This is a genomic window from Amycolatopsis sp. NPDC114484, from assembly GCF_055633755.1.
This window is the reverse complement of sequence record NZ_JBVKDQ010000018.1, coordinates 154,043-173,334: the sequence shown is the minus strand read 5'-3', so window position 1 is coordinate 173,334 and position 19,292 is coordinate 154,043. Positions and strand designations below refer to the sequence as shown.

At 71.2% G+C, this 19,292-nt stretch carries 21 protein-coding genes; 2 read left to right on the top strand and 19 right to left on the bottom strand.

The annotated features are described in order from the left end of the window. Nucleotides 1–16: 16 nt before the first annotated feature. The 10 genes from ACZ7SW_RS34840 to ACZ7SW_RS34795 form a co-directional block, all read right to left on the bottom strand. A complete protein-coding gene (locus ACZ7SW_RS34840) occupies nucleotides 17–1,315 on the bottom strand; it encodes a deoxyguanosinetriphosphate triphosphohydrolase (RefSeq protein WP_470234615.1) in 1,299 nt (432 codons plus the stop codon). A gap of 30 nt (nucleotides 1,316–1,345) precedes the next feature. Further along, nucleotides 1,346–1,993: a YdcF family protein gene (locus tag ACZ7SW_RS34835; protein ID WP_470234614.1), complete on the bottom strand. Its 648-nt coding sequence runs from the start codon at nucleotides 1,991–1,993 to the stop codon at nucleotides 1,346–1,348. 215 nt (nucleotides 1,994–2,208) lie between these two features. Then, complete coding sequence (locus ACZ7SW_RS34830) at nucleotides 2,209–2,814, bottom strand: response regulator (RefSeq protein ID WP_470234613.1); 606 nt, start codon at nucleotides 2,812–2,814, stop codon at nucleotides 2,209–2,211. Beyond that, nucleotides 2,811–4,040 carry a sensor histidine kinase gene (locus ACZ7SW_RS34825; RefSeq protein WP_470234612.1) on the bottom strand — a complete coding sequence of 410 codons (1,230 nt, stop codon included), beginning with the start codon at nucleotides 4,038–4,040 and terminating at the stop codon, nucleotides 2,811–2,813. Before ACZ7SW_RS34825 ends, ACZ7SW_RS34830 begins: the two co-directional genes overlap by 4 nt. 23 nt (nucleotides 4,041–4,063) lie before the next feature. After that, entirely contained in the window at nucleotides 4,064–4,804 is a 741-nt protein-coding gene (locus tag ACZ7SW_RS34820) for an ABC transporter permease (RefSeq protein WP_470234611.1), read from the bottom strand. Further along, complete coding sequence (locus ACZ7SW_RS34815) at nucleotides 4,801–5,730, bottom strand: ABC transporter ATP-binding protein (protein ID WP_470234610.1); 930 nt, start codon at nucleotides 5,728–5,730, stop codon at nucleotides 4,801–4,803. The genes ACZ7SW_RS34820 and ACZ7SW_RS34815 overlap by 4 nt, the downstream gene beginning before the upstream one ends. Before the next feature lie 150 nt (nucleotides 5,731–5,880). After that, a complete protein-coding gene (locus tag ACZ7SW_RS34810) occupies nucleotides 5,881–7,269 on the bottom strand; it encodes a glycine--tRNA ligase (protein WP_470234629.1) in 1,389 nt (462 codons plus the stop codon). Nucleotides 7,270–7,359: 90 nt separating this feature from the next. After that, nucleotides 7,360–8,019: a class F sortase gene (locus tag ACZ7SW_RS34805; RefSeq protein WP_470234609.1), complete on the bottom strand. Its 660-nt coding sequence runs from the start codon at nucleotides 8,017–8,019 to the stop codon at nucleotides 7,360–7,362. 113 nt (nucleotides 8,020–8,132) lie between these two features. Beyond that, nucleotides 8,133–8,771 (bottom strand): class F sortase, encoded by a 639-nt coding sequence (locus ACZ7SW_RS34800; protein ID WP_470234608.1) that lies wholly within the window; start codon nucleotides 8,769–8,771, stop codon nucleotides 8,133–8,135. Nucleotides 8,772–8,774: 3 nt separating this feature from the next. Beyond that, nucleotides 8,775–9,899, bottom strand: a complete 1,125-nt coding sequence (locus ACZ7SW_RS34795) for a hypothetical protein (protein WP_470234607.1) — start codon at nucleotides 9,897–9,899, stop codon at nucleotides 8,775–8,777. A gap of 913 nt (nucleotides 9,900–10,812) precedes the next feature. Here ACZ7SW_RS34795 and ACZ7SW_RS34790 point away from each other — a divergent pair. Together ACZ7SW_RS34790 and ACZ7SW_RS34785 are read left to right on the top strand one after the other, a co-directional pair. Then, nucleotides 10,813–11,232, top strand: coding sequence for an ArsR/SmtB family transcription factor (locus tag ACZ7SW_RS34790; RefSeq protein ID WP_470234628.1), 420 nt, complete (start codon nucleotides 10,813–10,815; stop codon nucleotides 11,230–11,232). A gap of 2 nt (nucleotides 11,233–11,234) precedes the next feature. Continuing rightward, nucleotides 11,235–11,648 carry a Fur family transcriptional regulator gene (locus ACZ7SW_RS34785; protein WP_344283995.1) on the top strand — a complete coding sequence of 138 codons (414 nt, stop codon included), beginning with the start codon at nucleotides 11,235–11,237 and terminating at the stop codon, nucleotides 11,646–11,648. A 637-nt stretch (nucleotides 11,649–12,285) separates the two neighbouring features. On the opposite strand, the gene ACZ7SW_RS34780 is transcribed toward ACZ7SW_RS34785, so the two are convergent. The 9 genes from ACZ7SW_RS34780 to ACZ7SW_RS34740 all read right to left on the bottom strand — a co-directional run bounded on the left by ACZ7SW_RS34780 (nucleotide 12,286) and on the right by ACZ7SW_RS34740 (nucleotide 19,286). Next, the gene (locus ACZ7SW_RS34780) at nucleotides 12,286–13,041 is read right to left on the bottom strand and encodes a TIGR03943 family putative permease subunit (RefSeq protein WP_470234606.1); all 756 of its coding nucleotides are present in this window, start codon (nucleotides 13,039–13,041) and stop codon (nucleotides 12,286–12,288) included. Continuing rightward, entirely contained in the window at nucleotides 13,038–14,057 is a 1,020-nt protein-coding gene (locus tag ACZ7SW_RS34775) for a permease (RefSeq protein WP_470234605.1), read from the bottom strand. The genes ACZ7SW_RS34780 and ACZ7SW_RS34775 overlap by 4 nt, the downstream gene beginning before the upstream one ends. A gap of 472 nt (nucleotides 14,058–14,529) precedes the next feature. Beyond that, nucleotides 14,530–14,949: a YbjN domain-containing protein gene (locus tag ACZ7SW_RS34770; RefSeq protein ID WP_470234604.1), complete on the bottom strand. Its 420-nt coding sequence runs from the start codon at nucleotides 14,947–14,949 to the stop codon at nucleotides 14,530–14,532. Further along, nucleotides 14,946–15,764 (bottom strand): isoprenyl transferase, encoded by an 819-nt coding sequence (locus tag ACZ7SW_RS34765; protein WP_470234603.1) that lies wholly within the window; start codon nucleotides 15,762–15,764, stop codon nucleotides 14,946–14,948. The genes ACZ7SW_RS34770 and ACZ7SW_RS34765 overlap by 4 nt, the downstream gene beginning before the upstream one ends. A 26-nt stretch (nucleotides 15,765–15,790) precedes the next feature. Continuing rightward, on the bottom strand, nucleotides 15,791–16,567 hold the full coding sequence (gene recO, locus ACZ7SW_RS34760) for a DNA repair protein RecO (RefSeq protein ID WP_470234602.1): 777 nt from the start codon (nucleotides 16,565–16,567) through the stop codon (nucleotides 15,791–15,793). Between the two features lie 49 nt (nucleotides 16,568–16,616). Next, nucleotides 16,617–17,084 carry a CD225/dispanin family protein gene (locus tag ACZ7SW_RS34755; RefSeq protein ID WP_470234601.1) on the bottom strand — a complete coding sequence of 156 codons (468 nt, stop codon included), beginning with the start codon at nucleotides 17,082–17,084 and terminating at the stop codon, nucleotides 16,617–16,619. Nucleotides 17,085–17,138: 54 nt separating this feature from the next. Continuing rightward, complete coding sequence (locus ACZ7SW_RS34750; RefSeq protein ID WP_470234600.1) at nucleotides 17,139–18,326, bottom strand: RDD family protein; 1,188 nt, start codon at nucleotides 18,324–18,326, stop codon at nucleotides 17,139–17,141. A 182-nt stretch (nucleotides 18,327–18,508) separates the two neighbouring features. After that, nucleotides 18,509–18,913 (bottom strand): DUF2752 domain-containing protein, encoded by a 405-nt coding sequence (locus tag ACZ7SW_RS34745; RefSeq protein WP_470234599.1) that lies wholly within the window; start codon nucleotides 18,911–18,913, stop codon nucleotides 18,509–18,511. 40 nt (nucleotides 18,914–18,953) lie between these two features. Further along, complete coding sequence (locus tag ACZ7SW_RS34740) at nucleotides 18,954–19,286, bottom strand: CD225/dispanin family protein (protein WP_470234598.1); 333 nt, start codon at nucleotides 19,284–19,286, stop codon at nucleotides 18,954–18,956. Nucleotides 19,287–19,292 lie beyond the last annotated feature (6 nt).

The window sequence follows — 19,292 nt, the reverse complement described above, 5'->3', positions numbered from 1 at the left end:
CGGGTGGTTCCGCGGCTCACGGTTCGGCAGGCGGTGCCGTTCCGTGCCGTCCGGTGTGCCATCGATGCCATTCGTAGGCCTGCGCGTCGGTGAGCGACGCCACCTGGTCCACCACCACGCGCAACCGCGCCGCGTCGTCGGACGCCGCGTCCCACGCCGGCACCAGCAGCGGATCCAGCGCCTCGGGCGCGCGCCGGCACAACGCCGCCACCAGCTCGGTGATCACCTCCCGCTGCCCGTCCTGCATCGCCAGCCGGCGGCGATCGCTCATCACGTACCGCAGCGCCAGCGCCTTGAGCAGCGCCACCTCCGCCCCGACCTGCTCCGGCACCGCCAGCCGCGCCGAGTACCGGGTGAGCGGGCCCTCGCCGTAGCCCGCGCGGGTGCCGGTGACCGCGGCCGAGGCGAACCGTCCGACGAGTTCGCTGGTGAGCCGCTTGAGCGCGACCTGCGCGCGCAGCGAACCGTCCGGCTCCGCGCGCACCAGCCCGGCGAGCACCGGCAGGTCGAGCAGCTCCTTCGCCGCACCCTCCAAAGTGGACACCGAAAGCGTGGAGAAATGCCGGGAAGCGGCCTCGGCGACCGCCGCGCGTTCCTCCGGATCGGCCAGCAGCCGCAACCGGATCCGGCCGGCCAGCACCCCGTCCTCGACGTCGTGCACCGAGTAGGCCACGTCGTCCGCCCAGTCCATGATCTGCGCTTCCAGGCACCGGCGCAGGCCCGGCGCGCCCTCGCGGATCCAGCCGAACACCGTCGTGTCGTCCGGGTACACGCCGTATTTCGGTTCCCCGGACCGGCGCGGCCACGGGTATTTCGTGGCGGCGTCGAGACACGCCCGGGTGAGGTTGAGCCCGGCCGTCGCGCCGTCGGGACCGACCGCCTTGGGTTCCAGCCTCGTGAGGATGCGCAGCGTCTGCGCGTTGCCCTCGAAACCGCCGCACGCCTGGGCCGCCTGGTCGAGCGCGCGTTCGCCGTTGTGGCCGAACGGCGGGTGCCCGATGTCGTGCGCCAGCCCCGCGGTGTCGACCAGGTCCGGGTCCGCGCCCAGCTCCTCGGCGATGCCGCGGCCGATCTGCGCGACCTCCAGCGAATGCGTGAGCCGCGTCCGCGGCGCGCCGCTGACCTCCGCGCCCTCGCCCGGGCCGACCACCTGGGTTTTGCCCGCCAGCCTGCGCAGCGCGGCGGAGTGCAGCACCCGTGCGCGGTCGCGGGCGAACGCGCTGCGCCCGTCCGGCCGCGCGCCGGCCAGCGCCGCGCCCTTGGGTTCCTCGGCCAGCACGCGGGCGCGGTCGTGCTCCCGGTAGCCGTCACTCACCCCGCCAGCTTAGGCGCGGGGACCGACAATTCAGCCCATCGTCGTGCCGAACAGGTCGTCCGCGGGCGACTTGGTGAGCTCGTAGAACAGCAGCGCGCCGGTTTCGCGGAAGATGTAGCGGACCTGCGTCGAGCGCTCCTGCACGATCGGACCGCTGTGCGTCGGCGCGGTCCACGCCTCCAGCCCGAGGTCCTCGGACATCGTCCGCGACCGGTAGGAGTGCCACGGATCGCTGACCAGCACCACCGAACGCCAGCCGCGCGCTTTCACCTGATCGGCCACCGCGCGGAGGCTGCGCAAGGTGTCATTGCCCTCGCCGACCGGCAACGTCGCGGTTGGCGGCACGCCGTGTTTGGTCAGCCACCGCGCGCCCGCCGTCGCCTCGGTGAAGTTGTCGCGGGTCTTCTTGCCGCCGGCGGTGATGATGGTCTTCGAAACGCCGTCGGCGTAGAGCTGACGCGCCTTCTCCAACCTCGCGGTAAAGATCTCCGAGGGCTTGCCGTTGTACTGCGCGGCGCCCAGCACGACGATCGCGTCCGCCGGGGTCCGGTCGTTCTCGCGCGCGACCTGCCACACGCGGAACGCGGTGCCCCCGATGACCGCGACGAGGGCCAGCACCGCGCCGAAAACGATGCGGCGCACCCAGTTTCCGGCAGTGGGTCCAGTCCACGCGTCCATGGCGGCCATCCTCGCAGAGCCGCGGTCCGGTCCTGGGAAGGCACCCCGATGCGACTCTGAGTGGGTCCCTCGAGCCCGCCTGCGTGCGTTCCCCGCTCCCGCCGCGGCCTTCGACGCGCTCGCGTGCCGTGGCATTGGGTGCGTCCCCAACGCACCCGATGCGGCGGTGGCGTGTTCACTGCCGCATCGGGGTTCTTCGCCGTGAGAGCGCGTCCTTAAAGCCAGCCGCGTTCCTCGGACAACCGCACAGCTTCCGCGCGGGTGCGCGCGCCGGTCTTCCCGATCGCCGACGACAGATGGTTTCGCACAGTTCCATCAGACAGGAAAAGGGATTTCGCGATATCCGCGACCGTGCTCCCGTCCTTGGCCGCGCTGAGCACCTCGCGTTCCCGGGCGGTCAGCGGGCTGGTTCCGGTGGCGAGCGACTCCGCGGCCAGCGCCGGGTCGACCACGCGCAGTCCACTGTGGACTCGGCGCACCGCCTCGACGAGCTGCTCCGGCGGCGCGTCCTTCACCACGAACCCGGCCGCCCCCGCCGCCATGGCCCGCGCGAGGTAGCCAGGGCGGCCGAAGGTCGTGCAGATGATCACCCGGCACGCCGGGAACGCGGTCTTCAGCTCGGCCGCCGCGGTGAGGCCGTCCATGCCGGGCATCTGCACGTCGAGCAGCGCCACGTCCGGCGCCGTTTCCTTCGCCGCGGCCACCACTTCGTCGCCGCTGCCGACCTGGGCCACGACCTCGATGTCGGCTTCCAGGCCGAGCACGGTGGCCAATGCCCCGCGCACCATCGCCTGGTCGTCGGCCAGCAGCACCCGGATCACGCGAATCCTCCAGCGGGTTCGGCCCGCACCGCGACGGCGGATCCGTCCGGGCTCGGCTCCAGGGCCTCGGCCCGGACGACCCATCCTCCCCCGGGCCGCACCCGCGTCGTCAACGTGCCCCCGACCGCGCCCATCCGTTCGGACAGTCCCCGCAATCCGTTGCCGGGCGTGACGTCCGCCGCCGCGCAGCCGTCGTCCTCGATCTCCAGCCAGTCGCGGCCCAGCCGCACCTTCACCCATTTCGCGCCGGAATGCCGCAGCACGTTGGTGATCGCCTCGCGCAGCACATAGCCGAACGTGCTGTGCAGCTCCGCGCGCACGTTGTCCACCGCGTGCGGCAGCTCGGCCTCGACCTCCGCCGCGCGCAACGCCGCCCGCGCCCCCGCGATCTCCGCGGGCAGCGACACTTCCCGGTACTCCGTCACGGTCGCCCGCACATCCGACAGCGCCGACCGGCTCAGCCCTTCGACCTCGTGGATCTCCCGCACCGCCCGGTCGATGTCGCCGGAGCTTTCCAGCACCCGCCGGGCGAGCCCGGCCTTCACCGTGATCGTGGTGAGGCTGTGCCCGAGCAGATCGTGCAGGTCCCGGGCGACCCGCTCGCGTTCGCTGGCCACCGCGAGCGTCGCGATCTCCTTGTTGGCCAGCTCCAGCCTGCGGATCGCCCGGATCAGATTGGACATGAAGAACATCGCCAGCGTGACCGAGCCGACCGTGATCACGTCGCTGATCCGGTCCGAGAGGTCTCCTCGCAGACGCAGCACCAGCACCAGCAGGCCCAGCGCCGACCCGTCGAAGATGACCGCCCAGGCCGCCGGGAACAGGAAGGCGAGCGTCGCGGTGGCGTAGAGCAGGACGTACGGGCTGGCGTCGGTGAGCAGCGCGCTCAGCAGGCCCAGCACCAGCATGACCCCGCCGAACCAGAGTTTCACCTTCCGCGGCTTGCCGAAGAGCGCGGGGAACAGCGCGTAGCAGGCGGCGTAGGCGTAGATCGTCACGCCGAGCAGAACCCGCGCCCACAGCGGCCCGGGGTCCTCGAACAGCCCGCGGGTCGCCGGGATCAGGAAGGGCAGCAGGAACGCCGCCGAGAAGATCGCCCAGCCCGGTTTGCTCGGACCGCGCCGTGCTTCCGGCAGCGGGTCGTCCCACCACGCCGCCCGGTCGTTGAGCGCGTACCGGCGCTGGGCCGGTTTCCCGGTCGTCGCCTCCCGGCCGAGTGGCCACACGTCGTTCTTCCCTCCCCGCCCGGTCAAACCCGGGCGCTGTCCTTACGGTATCGCCTGACCACGACAATCCCGAGCGCCAGCGTCCACGCGCCCAGCACGCCGATCGCGGTCGGCAAGCTCACCAGCAGGTGATCCGTCACCACCGGCCGGACCAGCCCGAGGACCCAGTAGGTCGGCATGATCTGCGCGACGTCGTGCATCCAGGACGGCATGCCCTCCAGCGGGATCCAGAGCCCGCCGAGGAAACCCACGCCGAGCGTGACGATCATGCTGATCGGCTGCATCGACTCCGGTGTGCCGAACTGGCCCAGCAGGAGTCCGAGCAGCACCAGCGGAACGGTGCCGAGGAAGATCCCGAGGAAGACCCGCAGCCAGCCCGCCGGGTCGAGGTGCACGCCCTGGGAGAACGCGGCGATGGCCGGGACCAGGATCAGCGCGGGCAGCCCGGCGAGCATCCCGGACAGCGCTTTGCCACCGAGGTAGCCCGCGCCGGACAGCGGGGTCAGCCGCAGCTGCCGCTGCCAGCCGCCCGCCCGCTCGATCGCGAGCCGGGCGCCGTTCGTGGTGGCCGCGGCGAAGGTGCCGAACGTCATCATGTTGACCATGAGCACGCCCGCGACCGCGACGTGGTCCGGCGCGGACTTGTCGGTGAACACCGTGGCCTGCAACAAAAACATCAGGACCGGGAAGGCCACGACGAAGATCAGGAACCGCGGCGAGCGGAACAGCCTGCGGGTTTCGACGACCAGGTAGGCGGGGTTCATCGGACTGCTTCTTCCGTTTCGTCGGAGGTCAGGGAAAGGAACGCGCCTTCGAGGCCGACCGCGCCGATCTCGATGTCGTGCACGGCCGGGACCGCGGCGAGCAGCGCGCGCAAGGTGGTGTCGGAGTCCGAACTGGACAGTGCGACGCGTTCGCCGCGCAGTTCGAAGGAGGTGACCGCGGGCAGCGCCGAGACCAGCTCGTCGGTGATCCCGGCCGGAAGCACCGCGCGGATGGTGCGGCCGCCGGCCAAAGCGCGGACCTGCGCGACGGACCCGTCGGCGACGATCTCCCCGGCGCGCATCAGCACCACCCGGTCGGCGAATTCCTCGGCCTCTTCCAGGTAATGGGTCGCGAACAGCACGGTGCGGCCGGTGTCGGTGAACGAGTACATCGACTTCCAGAACTCGCGGCGGCTGCCGACGTCCATCGCCGCGGTCGGCTCGTCGAGCACGAGCAGATCGGGGTCGGACACCAGAGCGACCGCGAACCGCACGCGCTGCTTCTGCCCGCCGGAAAGCTTGTTGGCCCGCCGGTCGGCGATGTCCTCGACGCCCGCGCTGCGCAGCGCGTCGCGCACCGGCATCGGACGGCGGTGCAGTTTCGCGACGAGGCCGACGGTTTCGCGCACGGTCAGGTCGTCCAGTAGCGTGCCGCCCTGCAGCATCGCGCCGATCATCCCCGCGCGCACCGCGCCGGCGGGCGTCTGGCCGAACACCGAAACGGTGCCCTCGTCGGGTTCGGTGAGCCCCAGAATCATGTCGACCGTGGTCGATTTGCCCGCCCCGTTGGGTCCGAGCAGCGCCACCACTTCCCCCGGCGCGATGGTCAGGTCGACGTGCTTGACCGCGCGCACGTCGCCGTAGCGCTTCGCGATCCCGCCCAGCCGGATCGCCGCCCCCGCCGCGATTTCCTGTGTGTTGTCCATGGCTTGAAGCGTGCCGCGCCGAGGCGGCCGGCACGCAGGCCGAGCGTCACGACCCGACCGTGACAGGTGTCAGGGGCGCCGGGGGCGAAAAGCCGGACGGCCCTCCCCCGCAGTGCGGGAAAGGGCCGTCCGGAGGGGTTTTCGCGGCGGTCAGCAGCCGAGCAGTCGACCGGCCAGGTACGACTCGACCTGGTCGATCGAGATGCGCTCCTGGCTCATGCTGTCGCGCTCGCGGACCGTCACGGCGTTGTCCTCGAGCGTGTCGAAGTCGACCGTGACGCAGTACGGCGTGCCGATCTCGTCCTGGCGGCGGTAACGGCGGCCGATCGCCTGGGCGTCGTCGAAGTCGACGTTCCAGTGCTTGCGCAGCCGCGCGGCCAGGTCGCGCGCCTTCGGCGACAGGTCGGCGTTGCGCGACAGCGGCAGCACCGCGGCCTTGAACGGCGCGAGCCGCGGGTCGAGGTGCAGCACGGTGCGCTTGTCGGTGCCGCCCTTGGCGTTCGGCACCTCTTCCTCGTCGAACGCGTCGACCAGGAACGCCATCATCGACCGGCCGACGCCCGCGGCGGGCTCGATCACGAACGGCCGGTAGCGCTGGCCCGACGCCTGGTCGAAGAACGACAGGTCCACGCCCGAGTGGTTCGAGTGCGTGGTCAGGTCGAAGTCGGTGCGGTTGGCGATGCCTTCCAGCTCGCCCCACTCCTGCCCGGCGTTGAACGCGAACCGGTACTCGATGTCGACGGTGCGCTTCGCGTAGTGCGAGAGCTTTTCCTTCGGGTGCTCGAAGTGGCGCAGGTTCTCCGGCTTGATGCCGAGGTCCTTGTACCACTCGGTGCGCGCGTCGATCCAGTACTGGTGCCAGGTCTCGTCCTCGCCCGGCTCGACGAAGAACTCCATCTCCATCTGCTCGAACTCGCGCGTGCGGAAGATGAAGTTGCCCGGCGTGATCTCGTTGCGGAAGGACTTGCCGATCTGGCCGATGCCGAACGGCGGCTTCTTGCGCGAGGCGGTCTGCACGTTGAGGAAGTTGACGAAGATGCCCTGCGCGGTCTCCGGGCGGAGGTAGGCCAGGCCTTCCTCGGTCTCGACCGGGCCGAGGTGCGTCTTCAGCATCATGTTGAAGTCGCGCGGCTCGGTGTATTTGCCGCGGGTGCCGCAGTTCGGGCACGGCACCTCGGACAGGTCGTCCTCGGTGGTGGTCTTGCCGGTGCGCGCCTCGAAGTCCTCGGCGAGCTGGTCGGCACGGAACCGCTTGTGGCACGAAAGGCACTCGATCAGCGGGTCGGTGAACACGTTCACGTGCCCCGAGGCGACCCACACCTGGCGCGGCAGGATGACCGAGGAATCGATGCCGACCACGTCCTCGCGGCCCTGCACGACGGTCTTCCACCACTGGCGCTTGATGTTGTCCTTCAGCTCAACGCCGAGCGGCCCGTAGTCCCACGCCGACCTGGTGCCGCCGTAGATCTCTCCCGACGGGAAGACGAAGCCACGGCGCTTGCACAGACTGACGACGGTTTCGATGGTATTGGCGGGCACTCCACGCTCCGGACGCATGCGGGGACGGTTATCGGACTTGAAGGTCCAGCGTATCCGGCCGGTCCCCGGGGCCTCCGCGCAGGTCGGAGGTCACGAACGGGTGACCGGCGAGGCCGTCACGACCCGGTTGTCGTCGTAGCCCTCCTGGCCGCCCACGTAGTCGCCGCCGCACGTGACGAGCACCAGCCGGTGCGGGCCCTCGGGGTCGAAGAGCTTCGCGGATTCGGCGGCGAGATCCGATTTGTGGATCGTGCGCGCCTCGTCGATCTTGTAGTCCCACTGCTTGCCCGCGGCGTCGGTGACGGTGACGAGCTGGCCGGGTTTCATCCGCCAGAGTTCCTGGAACGGCCCGGTCTTGCCGGCCCAGTTGACGTGCCCGGACAGCAGCGTGACGCCTTGGGCGGCCCCGACACCGGATCCCCACCAGGCCGCTTCGGAGAGGCTCTTGGGGATCGGCAGCGCGCCGTCCGCGCCGACCTCCTCCGGGATCAGCTTCGCCTGCCCGCCGCCGGGCAGCTTGACGGTGCCGGGGGTCTGTCCGGGGTCCGGCTGGGTGTTCCCGGCCTGGCTGCTTCCGGCCTGGCCGGCGCCGGCCTGCGCGGTGCCGGTCTGCTGCTGCGGCTGCGCCACGTTGTCATTGCCGGTAAAGAAAATCAGCACCGCGGCGATGACGGCCGCCACTGCCACGACGGCGGCCACGACGATCAGTGCGCCGCGTTTGCGTGCTGGTTGGACCTGTGTCCCCTGCATCGTGCTCCCCTGGTCTGGAGGTTTCTCTGGGGAGACATGCGGTGGGGCGGCGATGGGGTTGCACGGACTTTCGCCGGGCTGGCCGGAGCGTTCTGCCGGTCTTCGCGGACTGCTCAGTCCGGCCGGGAAACCAGATCCGCCGTGACGATCCGGTTCTCGTCGTAGCCCTCGGTGCCGCCGACGTAGTCGCCGCCGCAGGTGACCAGGACCAGACGGTGCGGGCCGGTCTGGGCGAACCAGCCGGGGGCCTGCGCGGGCAGTTGTTCCTTCGGGATCGTCGTCGCGCCGGTGACGCGGTAGAGCCAACGGCCGCCCGACGCGTCGACGATGCTGACGTTGTCGCCGGTGTGGACGCGCCACAGGTCGTCGAAGGGACCCTTCGCGCCCGCCCAGTTGACGTGCCCGGACAGCACTGCCGCGCCTTGTGTCGCGCCGAGGCGGGCTCCCCACCACGCCGCGTCGCTGAGGCCGCGCGGGATCGGCAGGATGCCTTTCTCGGTGATCTCGGTGCGCTTCAGCCGGGCCTCGGAGCCGTCGGGCAGCCGGATGCTGCCGGGGCGTTGCAGGCCGATCGCCTGGCCGTCCGAGGGCAGTTCGGCGGGTGCGCCGTCCTCGCCCGGCAGCGAGCCGGGCGGCGGGTCGGCCACGACGGCCGGGTTCGAGGCGGGCACCCAGGTCAAGACGATCACGCCGGCCGCGATCGCCAGGACGGCGATCACCGCCGACGCGACCGTCAGCACGGTGCGCGGCACGGCCTACTCGCTGCGGGAACGGACGACCCGCGCCGCGCGGCGCCGGCCGAGCACGATCGCGGCCGCGCCGAAGAGCAGGCCGCCGCCGAGCAGGCCGAAGCCGAGCGGCAGGCGCAGATCGTCGGACGGCGCGGCGGCCTGAGCGCCGAGATAACCGGCCGGGACCTCGGTGGGCACCGAGGGCTGCTGCACCGTGCCCCCGGTGCCCGAGCCGTTGCCGGCCACGGCGACGAAGTTCTTCGGGATCGAGCAGCTGACGCCGCCGAGCACCATCGTGGTCTGCACGTCGCTCAGCTTGGTGTCCTTGGCGTCGCGCGCGTGCGTGGTGATCTCGACGCGCCAGCCCGCCTGCGCGGTGACGTCGCCGGAGCGCCAGCCGTCCTGCTTGATCAGCTGGTCGAACGCGGAAACGCGGGAAACGACGACGTCCGAGGTGGTCTTCGCCGGGTCACTCTGCGGCACGCTCGTGGGCGAGCCCATCTTGAGGCCGGTGACGCTGAGCGTGCCGGTGGCGGGCATCGCGACCTGCTTCAGCGCGTCGTCCTCGCCGCGCACCCAGACGCGGGCCGCCGTGGTGGAGCCGGTGGCCTTGCCGGGGCCGGAGCAGTCGACCGAGCTGCGCGCGCCTTCGAGGACCAGCATCGTGTTGTCGAGCTGCTTGAGCTTCTTGCGGCCGTTGTCGCGCAGCGCGTAGTTCGTCTCCGCGACCGCGGTCGGCACGTGGGTGGTCTGCAGCGCGGCGACGACCTGGTGGTCGCGGCTCGCGACGCCGGCCGGGTACGGGCTGGCCGAGCTGTCCCCGTATTTGCCGAGGTCGATCTCGTAGTTCGGGCCGAAGGTGTTGCGCTCGCCGTCGTTCTTCGGCACCGCCACCCGGTCCGTGCCGAGCTGCGACTGGCCAGGGGTGAGCGGGGACCGCTGGGTCTCGGTGATCAGCGCGCCGCCGTGCTGCGGATCGCCGCCGAGGCGGACCGACGCCACGTTGGCGAACGACACCGGCCCGGTCTTCTCGTCAACGGCCTGCCCGGTCGGGGCCTGTCCGGCCGGGGCCTGCGCCGCGGCGGCCGGAGCCAGGGCGGGAAGCGCCACCAGGGCCGCCACCGCGGCCTTCGTCACGAAACGAGTCATGTCTCCCCACTGCCCTCCGGCAACCCCGAGCGATCCGCCACTGTACGAGACGCGACGAAACGCCCCCGCGACAACCTTGCACCGTCCGCCACGACTTGCGAAGCCGACAAGCCAAATCTTCCCGAACTCACCCGATCGGGTCACGCGGAAGGCTAGTCCCCGCGCGACCCGGCGATCACCGGGCCCGGGGAAGGGAACACTACGATGGCGGCGAAGGTTATCGGCAATGACATCCGGCTTCGGAAACGCCGCCCCCGGACAGGCCACGGTTCGCCCCGTGCCGCGCCCGGGACGGTGGCAAGCCGAGGCGGGCGGCGGGACGCGAGTGGAGGCAGCGATGACATCGGCACCTTCGAGCGCCCTGTCCGACGGCCCGGGGGCTGGGTCTCCGGGTGCGGGCGGTTCGGCTGTGGCGGGCTCGGGGGGCTCATCGGCTGCGGCGGGCTCTGAGGGCCCGCCGGATTCGGCCACGGCGGGCTCCGAGGACTCATCGGGTTCGGCTGCAGCGGGCTCCGACGGCCTGCCGGACTCGGCTGCAGCGGGCTCAGGGGGCTCGCCGGATTCGGCCGCGGCGGGCTCCGAGGGCTCATCGGGTCCGGCTGCGGCAGGCTCGGCAGCGGCTGAGAACGCGTCCGCAGAACACAGCGGTCCGGCCGCGGCCAGCTCGGCCGCCCCGGATCCGGCGACGACCAGGAACTCCGAGGCCTTGATGAAGAACGCTGCCGTGGACAAGACAACTGCAGCAGATACGTCCACGGGCGCGACTCTCGCGGAGCACGCGGGCGCGGATGCCGCGAGCTCGGCCCCGGCCGGGCACGTCGCTTCTGCGCGCGCGGACGAGCCGCTCGGCGGCGGACAGGCGGAGCCTCCTGCGGACCCGCCGCATCCCGTCGACGCGGGCGAAGCGGACGCCATCGACGCGGGCGGAGCAGACGCCGTCCATACGGGCCGAGCGGACGCAGTCCATGCGGACGGCGCGGACGCCGCCCACGCGGGCCGAGCGGGCGGTTCAGCCAGCCGGTCCCCCGGTTCCGGACCGGCGGTTCTTCCCCCGGGCGTGCTCGCCGACGCGGGCGAACTGCTCCGGGCGCTCGCCGCTCCGGTGCGGATCGCTATCGTGCTGCAGTTGCGGGAGGCGGACCGGTGCGTGCACGAGCTCGTGGACGAACTCGACGTCGCCCAGCCGTTGATCAGCCAGCACCTGCGCGTCCTCAAGACCGCGGGCGTGGTGCAGGGCGAGCGGCGCGGTCGCGAGGTCGTCTACCGGCTGGTGGACGATCACCTGGCGCACATCGTCGTCGACGCTGTCGCCCACGTGCAGGAAGGGAAGTGACGATGTCCTCGGTCCCCAAACCGGTCCCGGTGCCCGGCCGGCGTTCCACGAAGCAGCGTGCGGCGGTGGTCGACCTGCTCAGCACTGTCGACGACTTCCGTTCGGCCCAGGAACTGCACGACGAACTCCGCAAGCGCGGCGACGGCATCGGCCTGACCACCGTCTACCGGACGCTGCAGTCGCTCTCCGAGGCGGGCGAGATCGACGTGCTGCGCACCGACTCCGGCGAGGCGATCTACCGCCGGTGCTCGTCGCACCACCACCATCACCTCGTGTGCCGAGTGTGCGGGCGCACGGTGGAGGTCGAGGGTCCGGCGGTGGAACGCTGGGCGGAGAAAATCGCGGCGGACCACGGGTTCACCGAGATCAGCCACACCGTGGAGATCACCGGCACCTGCGCCGAGCACTCGAGCTGACCCTCGTCCGGCGCTCTGGACCACCCGGGCACGCGAGCCGACTCAGTCCGGCACTTCAGGGCAGCCGGGCACACGAGTCAACCTGGTCCAGCCCTCAGGCCAGCTGGGCGCGCGAGCCGACCCGGTACTCGGGGCCGCTGGGCACGCAAGCCCCTCAGCCCGACACTCAAGGCCGTAGGGCATGCCGCCGCTCAGTCCCGCTCTCGGGGCCGCCGGGCGCGCGAGGCGACCCGGTCCGACTCTCAGGGCCGCTAGCTAGGCACGCAGGGCGCTCAGTCCGAGGCTCAGGACCGCTGGGCACGCGACCCAACCCGGGTCCCGCGGCGGAACGGTTCCGGGGCCGGCCGGAGCGGCGGCTCGTCGCGAGAGTCGGGGCGCGGTTCCGGGCGAGCGGAGTCGCGGCGAGGCCGTCTGGCTGCGGGGTTTCGCAACGCAGGGTTTCGCAGCTCTGAGCCACTCGGGCCGATCGCGGCCGGGTTCCGTTCGGGAGCCGTCTCAAGCTGCGGGGGCTTGAGCGAACACACGAACCCAGGACCGTTCCGGGATCAGCTGGCGGACTCAGGTGCACCGGGTAGGTTGCCGCGGCGGTGCTCGTTCCGAGGCGGTCGCGGCTGAGGGGTCGGAGGCGTTGCTCCTTTCAGTATTCATACGGATCCTTCGGCGCGGTGATCCGCTCGACTGTCACCGGGACCAGGTCCGGTGTGTAGCTGTTGGCTTGGGTCGCGGTGCCCGGGACGATCTGGCCCGCGACGCGCAGCCACGTATCGCTCGGGAAGCGGTCGGCGGCACCGCCTTTGAGGTGCACGGTGACGGGGGCCGCGTCGGCCGCGCAGCAGCTGATGACCAGGCGGGCCAACAGGGTTTGGCCTCCGGCGTGGACGACGAATCCGGAGACTTCGACGGTGCGTCCGTTCATGGTGCCGTTGGCGTCCCAGCCCGCGCGCGTGACTACCTCGTTCATCGCCATCGGCACTACCGCTCCGGCGGGTAGCGGCGGGAACGCGGCTGCCGACGTGGTCGCGGCGCTCGCGGGCAGGCGCGCTTCGGTGCGGGTGACCGAATCCGCGCCGAGAGCGGGCGGGGCGACGAGGAAAACGGCTAGTACCGGGACGACCAGCAGCCACGCTGAGCGCGCCGGGTGATGGTGGTGGCCGTGTGCGTCTGGGTGTTCGGTGTCCCCTGCGAGCTCTTGGGCTGCTTTCGCTGCGGCGCGGGCGGCCGTGATGTCGCGGATGATGGCTGTCGCGCCCAGCACCAGCATGACCGCGCCACCGGCGATGATCCATGGTTGCTGGGCTGGTTTCACGTAGCGCAGGTAGTCGCCGTTGAGCGCGATCTTCACCAGGGCGCCGCCCAGGAGGATCAGCAGCACGTTTTGGGTTTCGCGCCTCATCGGACGCCTCCGAGGAAGAGCACGCCGGCGATGGTGCCGCAGGCGATCGCCACCACGAAGGTGACCGGGGCGAACCGGGCGGCGAAGGATCGGCCGAAAGTGCCTGTCTGCAAGGCGAAAAGCTTGACGTCGACGGCGGGACCGACCACCAGGAACACCAGTTTCGGCAGCAACGGCACGGCGGTGAGGGAGGCGGCGACGAACGCGTCGGCCTCGCTGCACAGCGCGAGGACCACGGCCAGCACCGCCATCACCACGACGCCGACGATGATCTGCCCGGACAGCACTTCGAACCACTTCGCGGGCACGAGAACGTTGAGGGACGCGGAAATCAGCGCGCCGAGGACGAGGAATCCGCCGGCTTCGACGAGATCGGTGCGGGCGGTTTCGGCGAAGACCCGCCATCGCTGTCCTGGTTGGACGTCGGGCAGCCGGCGCAGCGCTCGTTCGGTGATCCACGAGAGTTTGCCCCAGCGGGCCCAGATCCAGCCCATCGCCATCGCGGTGGCGAGCGAGCCGGCGAACCGCGCGAACACCATTTCCGGGCGGCCGGGGAACGCGACCGCGGTGGCCACCAGCACCACCGGGTTCACCGCGGGCGCGGCGAGCAGGAAGGTGAGCGCGGCGGCGGGTGCGACGCCTTGGCCGATCAACCGGCGCGCGACGGGAACCGACGCGCATTCGCAGCCGGGCAAGGCGACTCCGGCCAGCCCGGCGACGCCGACCGCGGCCGACGCTTTCTTCGGCAGCACCCGTTCCAGCGCACGGGCGGGCACGAACGCGGCGATCGCTCCGCTGATCAGCACGCCGAGCACGAGAAACGGCAGCGCCTGCACGCACACCGCGACGAACACGGTGGACCCGGTGCGCAGCGCGGCCACGTCGAAGAGGTCCTGGAGCTTGCTTTGCGCGAGGACGGCGACCAGCAGCACGGCGCACAGGATCTCGATGGAGCTGATCCTGAACCGCCGCGTGCGGGGGCGCTCCTCGGCGGCGTTGTTGGAAAGGGTTTCCACGAAGGCGATGATGCCAGCCGGGTCCGACAGAACCCCAGCCGCCGGTGTCGCGAGGGGACCCCTCGCGCCGGTTTTGCGTGAATGTCACCCGATTGGGAGGGAGGAAGGGGCGGAATCGGACGGGCGGTGGCGCGGCTTGGACGGAGAAGGCCAAGGGGGAACCGTGCAGGCGCGAGGCGGACGGGGCGAATACGGAACGGACCTCCGACGCGACCAGCAGAACAGCCGGTAGCGAGAGGTCCGCGGCCAGGCATCGTTTCGAGCAAACGGCAAGACCTCAGACGCGGACGCCGAAGCGATCGCGAACGCGGAATCCCGCGGCAAAACCACAAAAGCAGCGGGACGGGCTACATCGCGAAGTTTGGCCAGGGAGATCCGCCGGAGAACCATCACGCCGCTGTTCAGGCGAAAACTCGGCTCAGGCCTCCACGCCAGGCAAGCAACAACACGCCGCGCCCAACCGAAACCCGGCTCAGGCCTCCACACCAGGCAGCTCGGTCCGCAACTGCGACGCCGTAGAAACCACCAGCATCAGCAACGTCCCCAGCGGCGACGGGTCCATCCCCTCCGCCGGGAACGCGTACCGCAGCGTCACGTCCATCCCGCGATCGGTGTGGCCGACGCCCAAAGTCCCGAACAACCCCTGTCCGGCCCGCTCCGCGACCGCGACCGCGAGGGCCGGGTCGTCGGGCAGGTCCCAGGCCACGACGCAGGTCAGGCTGAGGACCGTCAGCCCGTCGGCGAGGCGGGTGGCCTGGATGACGCACGGGACGTCCGCGTGGGAAAACGTGATCGCGCCGTCGTCGTCGACGTGGACTTCCAGGTAGCGTTCCAGCGCCTCGCGCGCCCGGGTGAGCAGTGCGCCGGTCTCGGCGGCTTCCGCGGTGCTCATTTCGTGCTCCCTGCCTGGTCCACCGCGCCGCCGAACCGGCGGTCGCGCTTCGCGAAGTCGAGGCACGCCTGCCACAGGTGCGTCCGGTCGAAGTCCGGGAACAGCGTGTCCTGGTAGACCATCTCCGCGTACGCCGACTGCCACACCAGGAAGTTCGACGTCCGCTGCTCCCCCGACGGCCGGAGGAACAGGTCGACGTCCGGCATTTCCGGCTGGTACAGGTATTTCCCGATGGTGCGCTCGTCGATCTTGTCCGGGTTGATCTTCCCCGCCGCGACGTCCTGGCCGATCCGGCGCATCGCGTCGCCCAGTTCGGCCCGGCCGCCGTAGTTGACGCACATCGTCATGTTGAGCTTGGTGTTGTTCTTCGTCTTCTCTTCGGCGACCTGCAGTTCCTTGATCACGCTGGCCCACAGCTTCGGCCGCCGCCCGGCCCAGCGGATGCGCACGCCGATCGAACCGAGGTAGTCGACCTGGCGGCGGATGGTGTCGCGGTTGAAGCCCATCAGGAACCGCACTTCCTCGGGGCTGCGCTTCCAGTTCTCCGTCGAGAACGCGTACACCGACAGCCACTTCACGCCGATCTCGACCGCGCCGCTCGCGACGTCGATCATCACGGCCTCGCCGCGCTTGTGGCCCTCGATCCGAGGCAGGCCGCGCTGGTTGGCCCAGCGGCCGTTGCCGTCCATGACGAGCGCGACGTGCTTCGGCACCAGGTCCGCCGGGATCTCCGGCGGTTTCGCCCCGGAGGCGTGCGGCTCCGGCGCCCGCAGCTCGTACCCCGCCGAGCGGGTCTCCCGTCCCCTGCGCAGCACTCCCGGCCTCCTGAAGAATGGATTTTCTACCCGGCCGACCCTACTGGGCCCGGCCCGGCGGCCTCCCGGGCACGCCGCTCCACGAGCGGAAGCGACCGCAGCTGCCGTTCCAGATGCCACTGCAGATGCGCCGCGACCAGGCCGGACGCGTCCCGGCGGGTGATCCCCGGCGACGATTCGGCGACCGCCCACTCCCCCTGCAGCAGCGCGTTCAGCAGGGTCAGCACCTCGGGCGCGGGATGCACCGAGCCGGCGATGCGGCAGTCCGGGCACATCGAGCCGCCCGCGGCGATGTTGAACGCGGCGTGCGGGCCGGGCAGGCCGCAGCGGGCGCATTCGGTGATCGCCGGGGCCCAGCCGGCGTAGGCCATGGCCCGGAGGAAAAACGCGTCGAGCACCAGCGACGCGTCTCGCTGTCCGCCGGCCAGGGCTCGCAACGCGCCCACGACCAGCAGGTACAGCTTCAGGACCGGTTCGCCCTCTTCAGCCGAAAGCCGGTCCGCGGTCTCCGCGATCGCGGACGCCGCGGTGTAGCGCTGGTAGTCGGCCACCAGAGGCAGGGCGAACGCGTCGACGGTCTCGACCTGGGTGATGACGTCGAGCGACCGTCCGGGATAGAACTGCACGTCCACGTGCCCGAACGGCTCCAGCCGAGCTCCGAACCGCGACGACGTGCGCCGCACGCCCTTCGCGACGGCCCGGACCTTGCCGTGCCGCCTCGTGAGCAGGGTGACGATCCGGTCGGCCTCGCCCAGCTTGTGCGTGCGCAGCACCACCCCGGTGTCGCGGTAGAGGTTCACCACCCCGACATCGTCCCACTTCGGAGGCGATGCCGGGGCGGGGCGCCCTGGTTCAGCAGTAGCTGCCGGTGCAGTAGTAGCTGTGCACCTCGGACGCGGCCACGAGGCTGATGATGATCATGATGATCGCGAACACCCAGGCGAGCGCGCCGATGATGGTGGCGACCAGGCACAGCGTGCGCGTCGTCTGCGACGCCTGCTGGGCCATCGCGTAGTTGCCCTGCATCTTGTACGTCTGGACTTCGTTCGACTTCATGATCGCGAAGATCGCGACGATCCACATCAGGAAGATGCAGCCGATCGCCCAGCCCTTGTAGTCCTTGATGGCGCTCATGTCGCCGCCGGGCGCGCCGCCGTAGGCGGGCTGGCCGTACGGCGCGGGCTGGCCGTAGGGCTGCTGCGGGTACGGCTGCGCCGGCGTCGCGCCGGACTGCGGGTACGGCTGCTGGCCGTAGGGCTGCTGCGGCTGGCCGCCGTAGGGTTGCTGGGGCTGCTGGGGCTGGCCGTAGGGATTGGTCATCTGGGTTCCCCCGAGTTTCTCGTGCTTACCGTGCTAACCGTGATCCGGTGCGGATCAGGACTGTGCCGGACCGGGCTCCGGTGTCTCCGGCTTGATCATCTGCGTCGCTTCCGGCTCGTCCGCCGGCTTCACGACCTGGGTGCGTTCGGCGGCGCCGAAGGCTTCGGACGGTGCTTGCCGGGGCGCGGCCGGGCGCACGACCTGGGTCGGCTCGGGCTGCTCGAACGCCGTGGGGCCCGGCTGCTGCGGAGATCCGCCCACACCCGGCGCGGCGGGCGGCTGCCCGAACCCCGGCTGCGGCTGGCCGGGCTGCGGCTGTCCCGGCTGCCCGAACGCGGGCTGCGGCGGGACGCCCGGCTGCGCGAATCCTTGCCGCGGCGGGGTTCCCGGGACCGGCGGCTGGCCGAATCCTGGTTGCGGAGCCCCGAATCCGGTTGGTGCGGCGGGAAATCCGGCGTTCGGCTGCGCGGGGAACCCGCCCGAGGCGGGCTGCCCGAATCCCGGTGCGGCGCCCGGCTGACCGGCGAAACCGCCCGGCTGACCGAATACAGGCTGCGGCGCGGCATCCGGCTGCCCCGGGAACCCTCCCGGCTGGCCGAATCCCGGCGCGGCGCCCGGGAACCCGCCCGGCTGGCCAGGCTGCCCGAACCCGCCGGGCTGGCCCGGGAATCCGCCCGGCTGCCCGAATCCGCCGCCCGGCGCACCGGAAGGCGCGGGCCCGGCGGGCACCACAACGGTGCTGAGGATCTTGTCCGAGAACGTCTGCGCCTTGTCGTCCCACAGCGGCCACAGGAAGCCGAGGGCGAACGCCATGCTGTCCAGCGCGTGCGCGACGTCGCGGACGAACGCCATCCCGGCCCCGATCGGCTCGCCGGTGGCCTCGCTGACGAGCTTGACGCCGACGATCCGCTTGCCCAGCGACTGGCCGGTGTTCCCGCCGTTGATCCAGCGGTTGAAGACCGTCCAGGCGAGATTGCCGAGAATCGCCAGCAGGTAGACGATCGTGCCCGCGACGCCCGAGACCAGCGACACGAGCACGGCGATCAGCATCCCGGCGAGCAGCGGGGCGAAATCGATGAGATAGGCGCCGGCGCGCTGGCCCCAGTCCGCGTAGACGGGACCGGACGGCTGCCCGAATCCGGCTGGCTGGGGGTAGCCGCCCGGTGCCTGCTGTCCCGGCGGCGCGCCGAACGACGGTCCGCCTTGAGGCGGGCCGCCGGGCTGGCCGTAGGGATAGGTCATCGAGTGTCCCCCTCGTTCGTGGTCTCGGCGGGCGCGCGCTGATCGCGGCTTGCGCGGACACGCCAGTGCGCGGGAGCGTACCTCGTCCACCTGGGCTGAGCCGAGCAGGTGTCCGCATCGGGTGACGCGTGGGACGCGACGGCGGCCGGACCGGTTCCGGGGACAGCGAAAACGAGGCTAACTCAGACGGACAGGCTGGTGAACGGCGCGAACGGGATGTTGCGCACGACGAACCACAGCACGAACACGACCGCGACGACGTGCGGCGTCCGGCGCCAGTGCAGCCAGGACCGCATCGTCCGGCCGCGCAGCCGTCCGGCGGTCCAAGCGAAACCGCTCCACGCGAACAGCGCGACGAACACCAAAGCCACCGCGTTGTAGTGCACTGCCGCGGAAAAATCGCCGTGCAGCACGCTGTAGGCCATGCGCATCCCGCCGCAGCCGGGGCAGTCGATCCCGAAAAGCAGCTTCGTCGGGCACACCGGGAGCGGGCCGCCGGGCGTGGTCGGATCGCCGAGCCACACCGCGGCGCACGCCAGGCCGATCCCGCCCGCCGCGGCCGCGGGACCGGCGAGAGCCCTTGCCACCGCACGGGTTCCGCGCGCCGGCAGTCCGGTGAGACGGTGCTCAATGCAGCCACCAGATCGCTCTCCCGGCGATCAGCAGGACGACGAGCGCGACGATCACGTACAGCCCGATCAGGATGGCGATGCTGATCGCCGACCACATCGCCCACTTGCGCGCCTCGTCCGCCGCGCGGTGCGCCTCGGCCGCGTATCCCTGATACCACAAGGTGTTCACCTGGCTGGCCTTGACGATCGCGACGATCCCCAGCGGCAGGCAGCAGAACACGGTCGCCAGGATCGCCCACACCAGGTTGCTGTCCGGCGGCGGCGGGTACTGCGGCGGATAGCCGTACGACGGAGGGTACGGGCCCTGCGGCGGATACGGGCCGGTCATGCGGTC

What these genes read in the sequence shown, in the direction of transcription:
- ACZ7SW_RS34835 (WP_470234614.1), bottom strand. Translation starts at nt 1,993, where the DNA reads ATGGACGCGTGGACTGGACCCACTGCCGGAAACTGGGTGCGCCGCATC.
- ACZ7SW_RS34820 (WP_470234611.1), bottom strand. Translation starts at nt 4,804, where the DNA reads ATGAACCCCGCCTACCTGGTCGTCGAAACCCGCAGGCTGTTCCGCTCG.
- ACZ7SW_RS34815 (WP_470234610.1), bottom strand. Translation starts at nt 5,730, where the DNA reads ATGGACAACACACAGGAAATCGCGGCGGGGGCGGCGATCCGGCTGGGC.
- ACZ7SW_RS34805 (WP_470234609.1), bottom strand. Translation starts at nt 8,019, where the DNA reads ATGCAGGGGACACAGGTCCAACCAGCACGCAAACGCGGCGCACTGATC.
- ACZ7SW_RS34795 (WP_470234607.1), bottom strand. Translation starts at nt 9,899, where the DNA reads ATGACTCGTTTCGTGACGAAGGCCGCGGTGGCGGCCCTGGTGGCGCTT.
- ACZ7SW_RS34785 (WP_344283995.1), top strand. Translation starts at nt 11,235, where the DNA reads ATGTCCTCGGTCCCCAAACCGGTCCCGGTGCCCGGCCGGCGTTCCACG.
- ACZ7SW_RS34780 (WP_470234606.1), bottom strand. Translation starts at nt 13,041, where the DNA reads ATGAGGCGCGAAACCCAAAACGTGCTGCTGATCCTCCTGGGCGGCGCC.
- ACZ7SW_RS34770 (WP_470234604.1), bottom strand. Translation starts at nt 14,949, where the DNA reads ATGAGCACCGCGGAAGCCGCCGAGACCGGCGCACTGCTCACCCGGGCG.
- ACZ7SW_RS34755 (WP_470234601.1), bottom strand. Translation starts at nt 17,084, where the DNA reads ATGACCAATCCCTACGGCCAGCCCCAGCAGCCCCAGCAACCCTACGGC.
- ACZ7SW_RS34750 (WP_470234600.1), bottom strand. Translation starts at nt 18,326, where the DNA reads ATGACCTATCCCTACGGCCAGCCCGGCGGCCCGCCTCAAGGCGGACCG.
- ACZ7SW_RS34740 (WP_470234598.1), bottom strand. Translation starts at nt 19,286, where the DNA reads ATGACCGGCCCGTATCCGCCGCAGGGCCCGTACCCTCCGTCGTACGGC.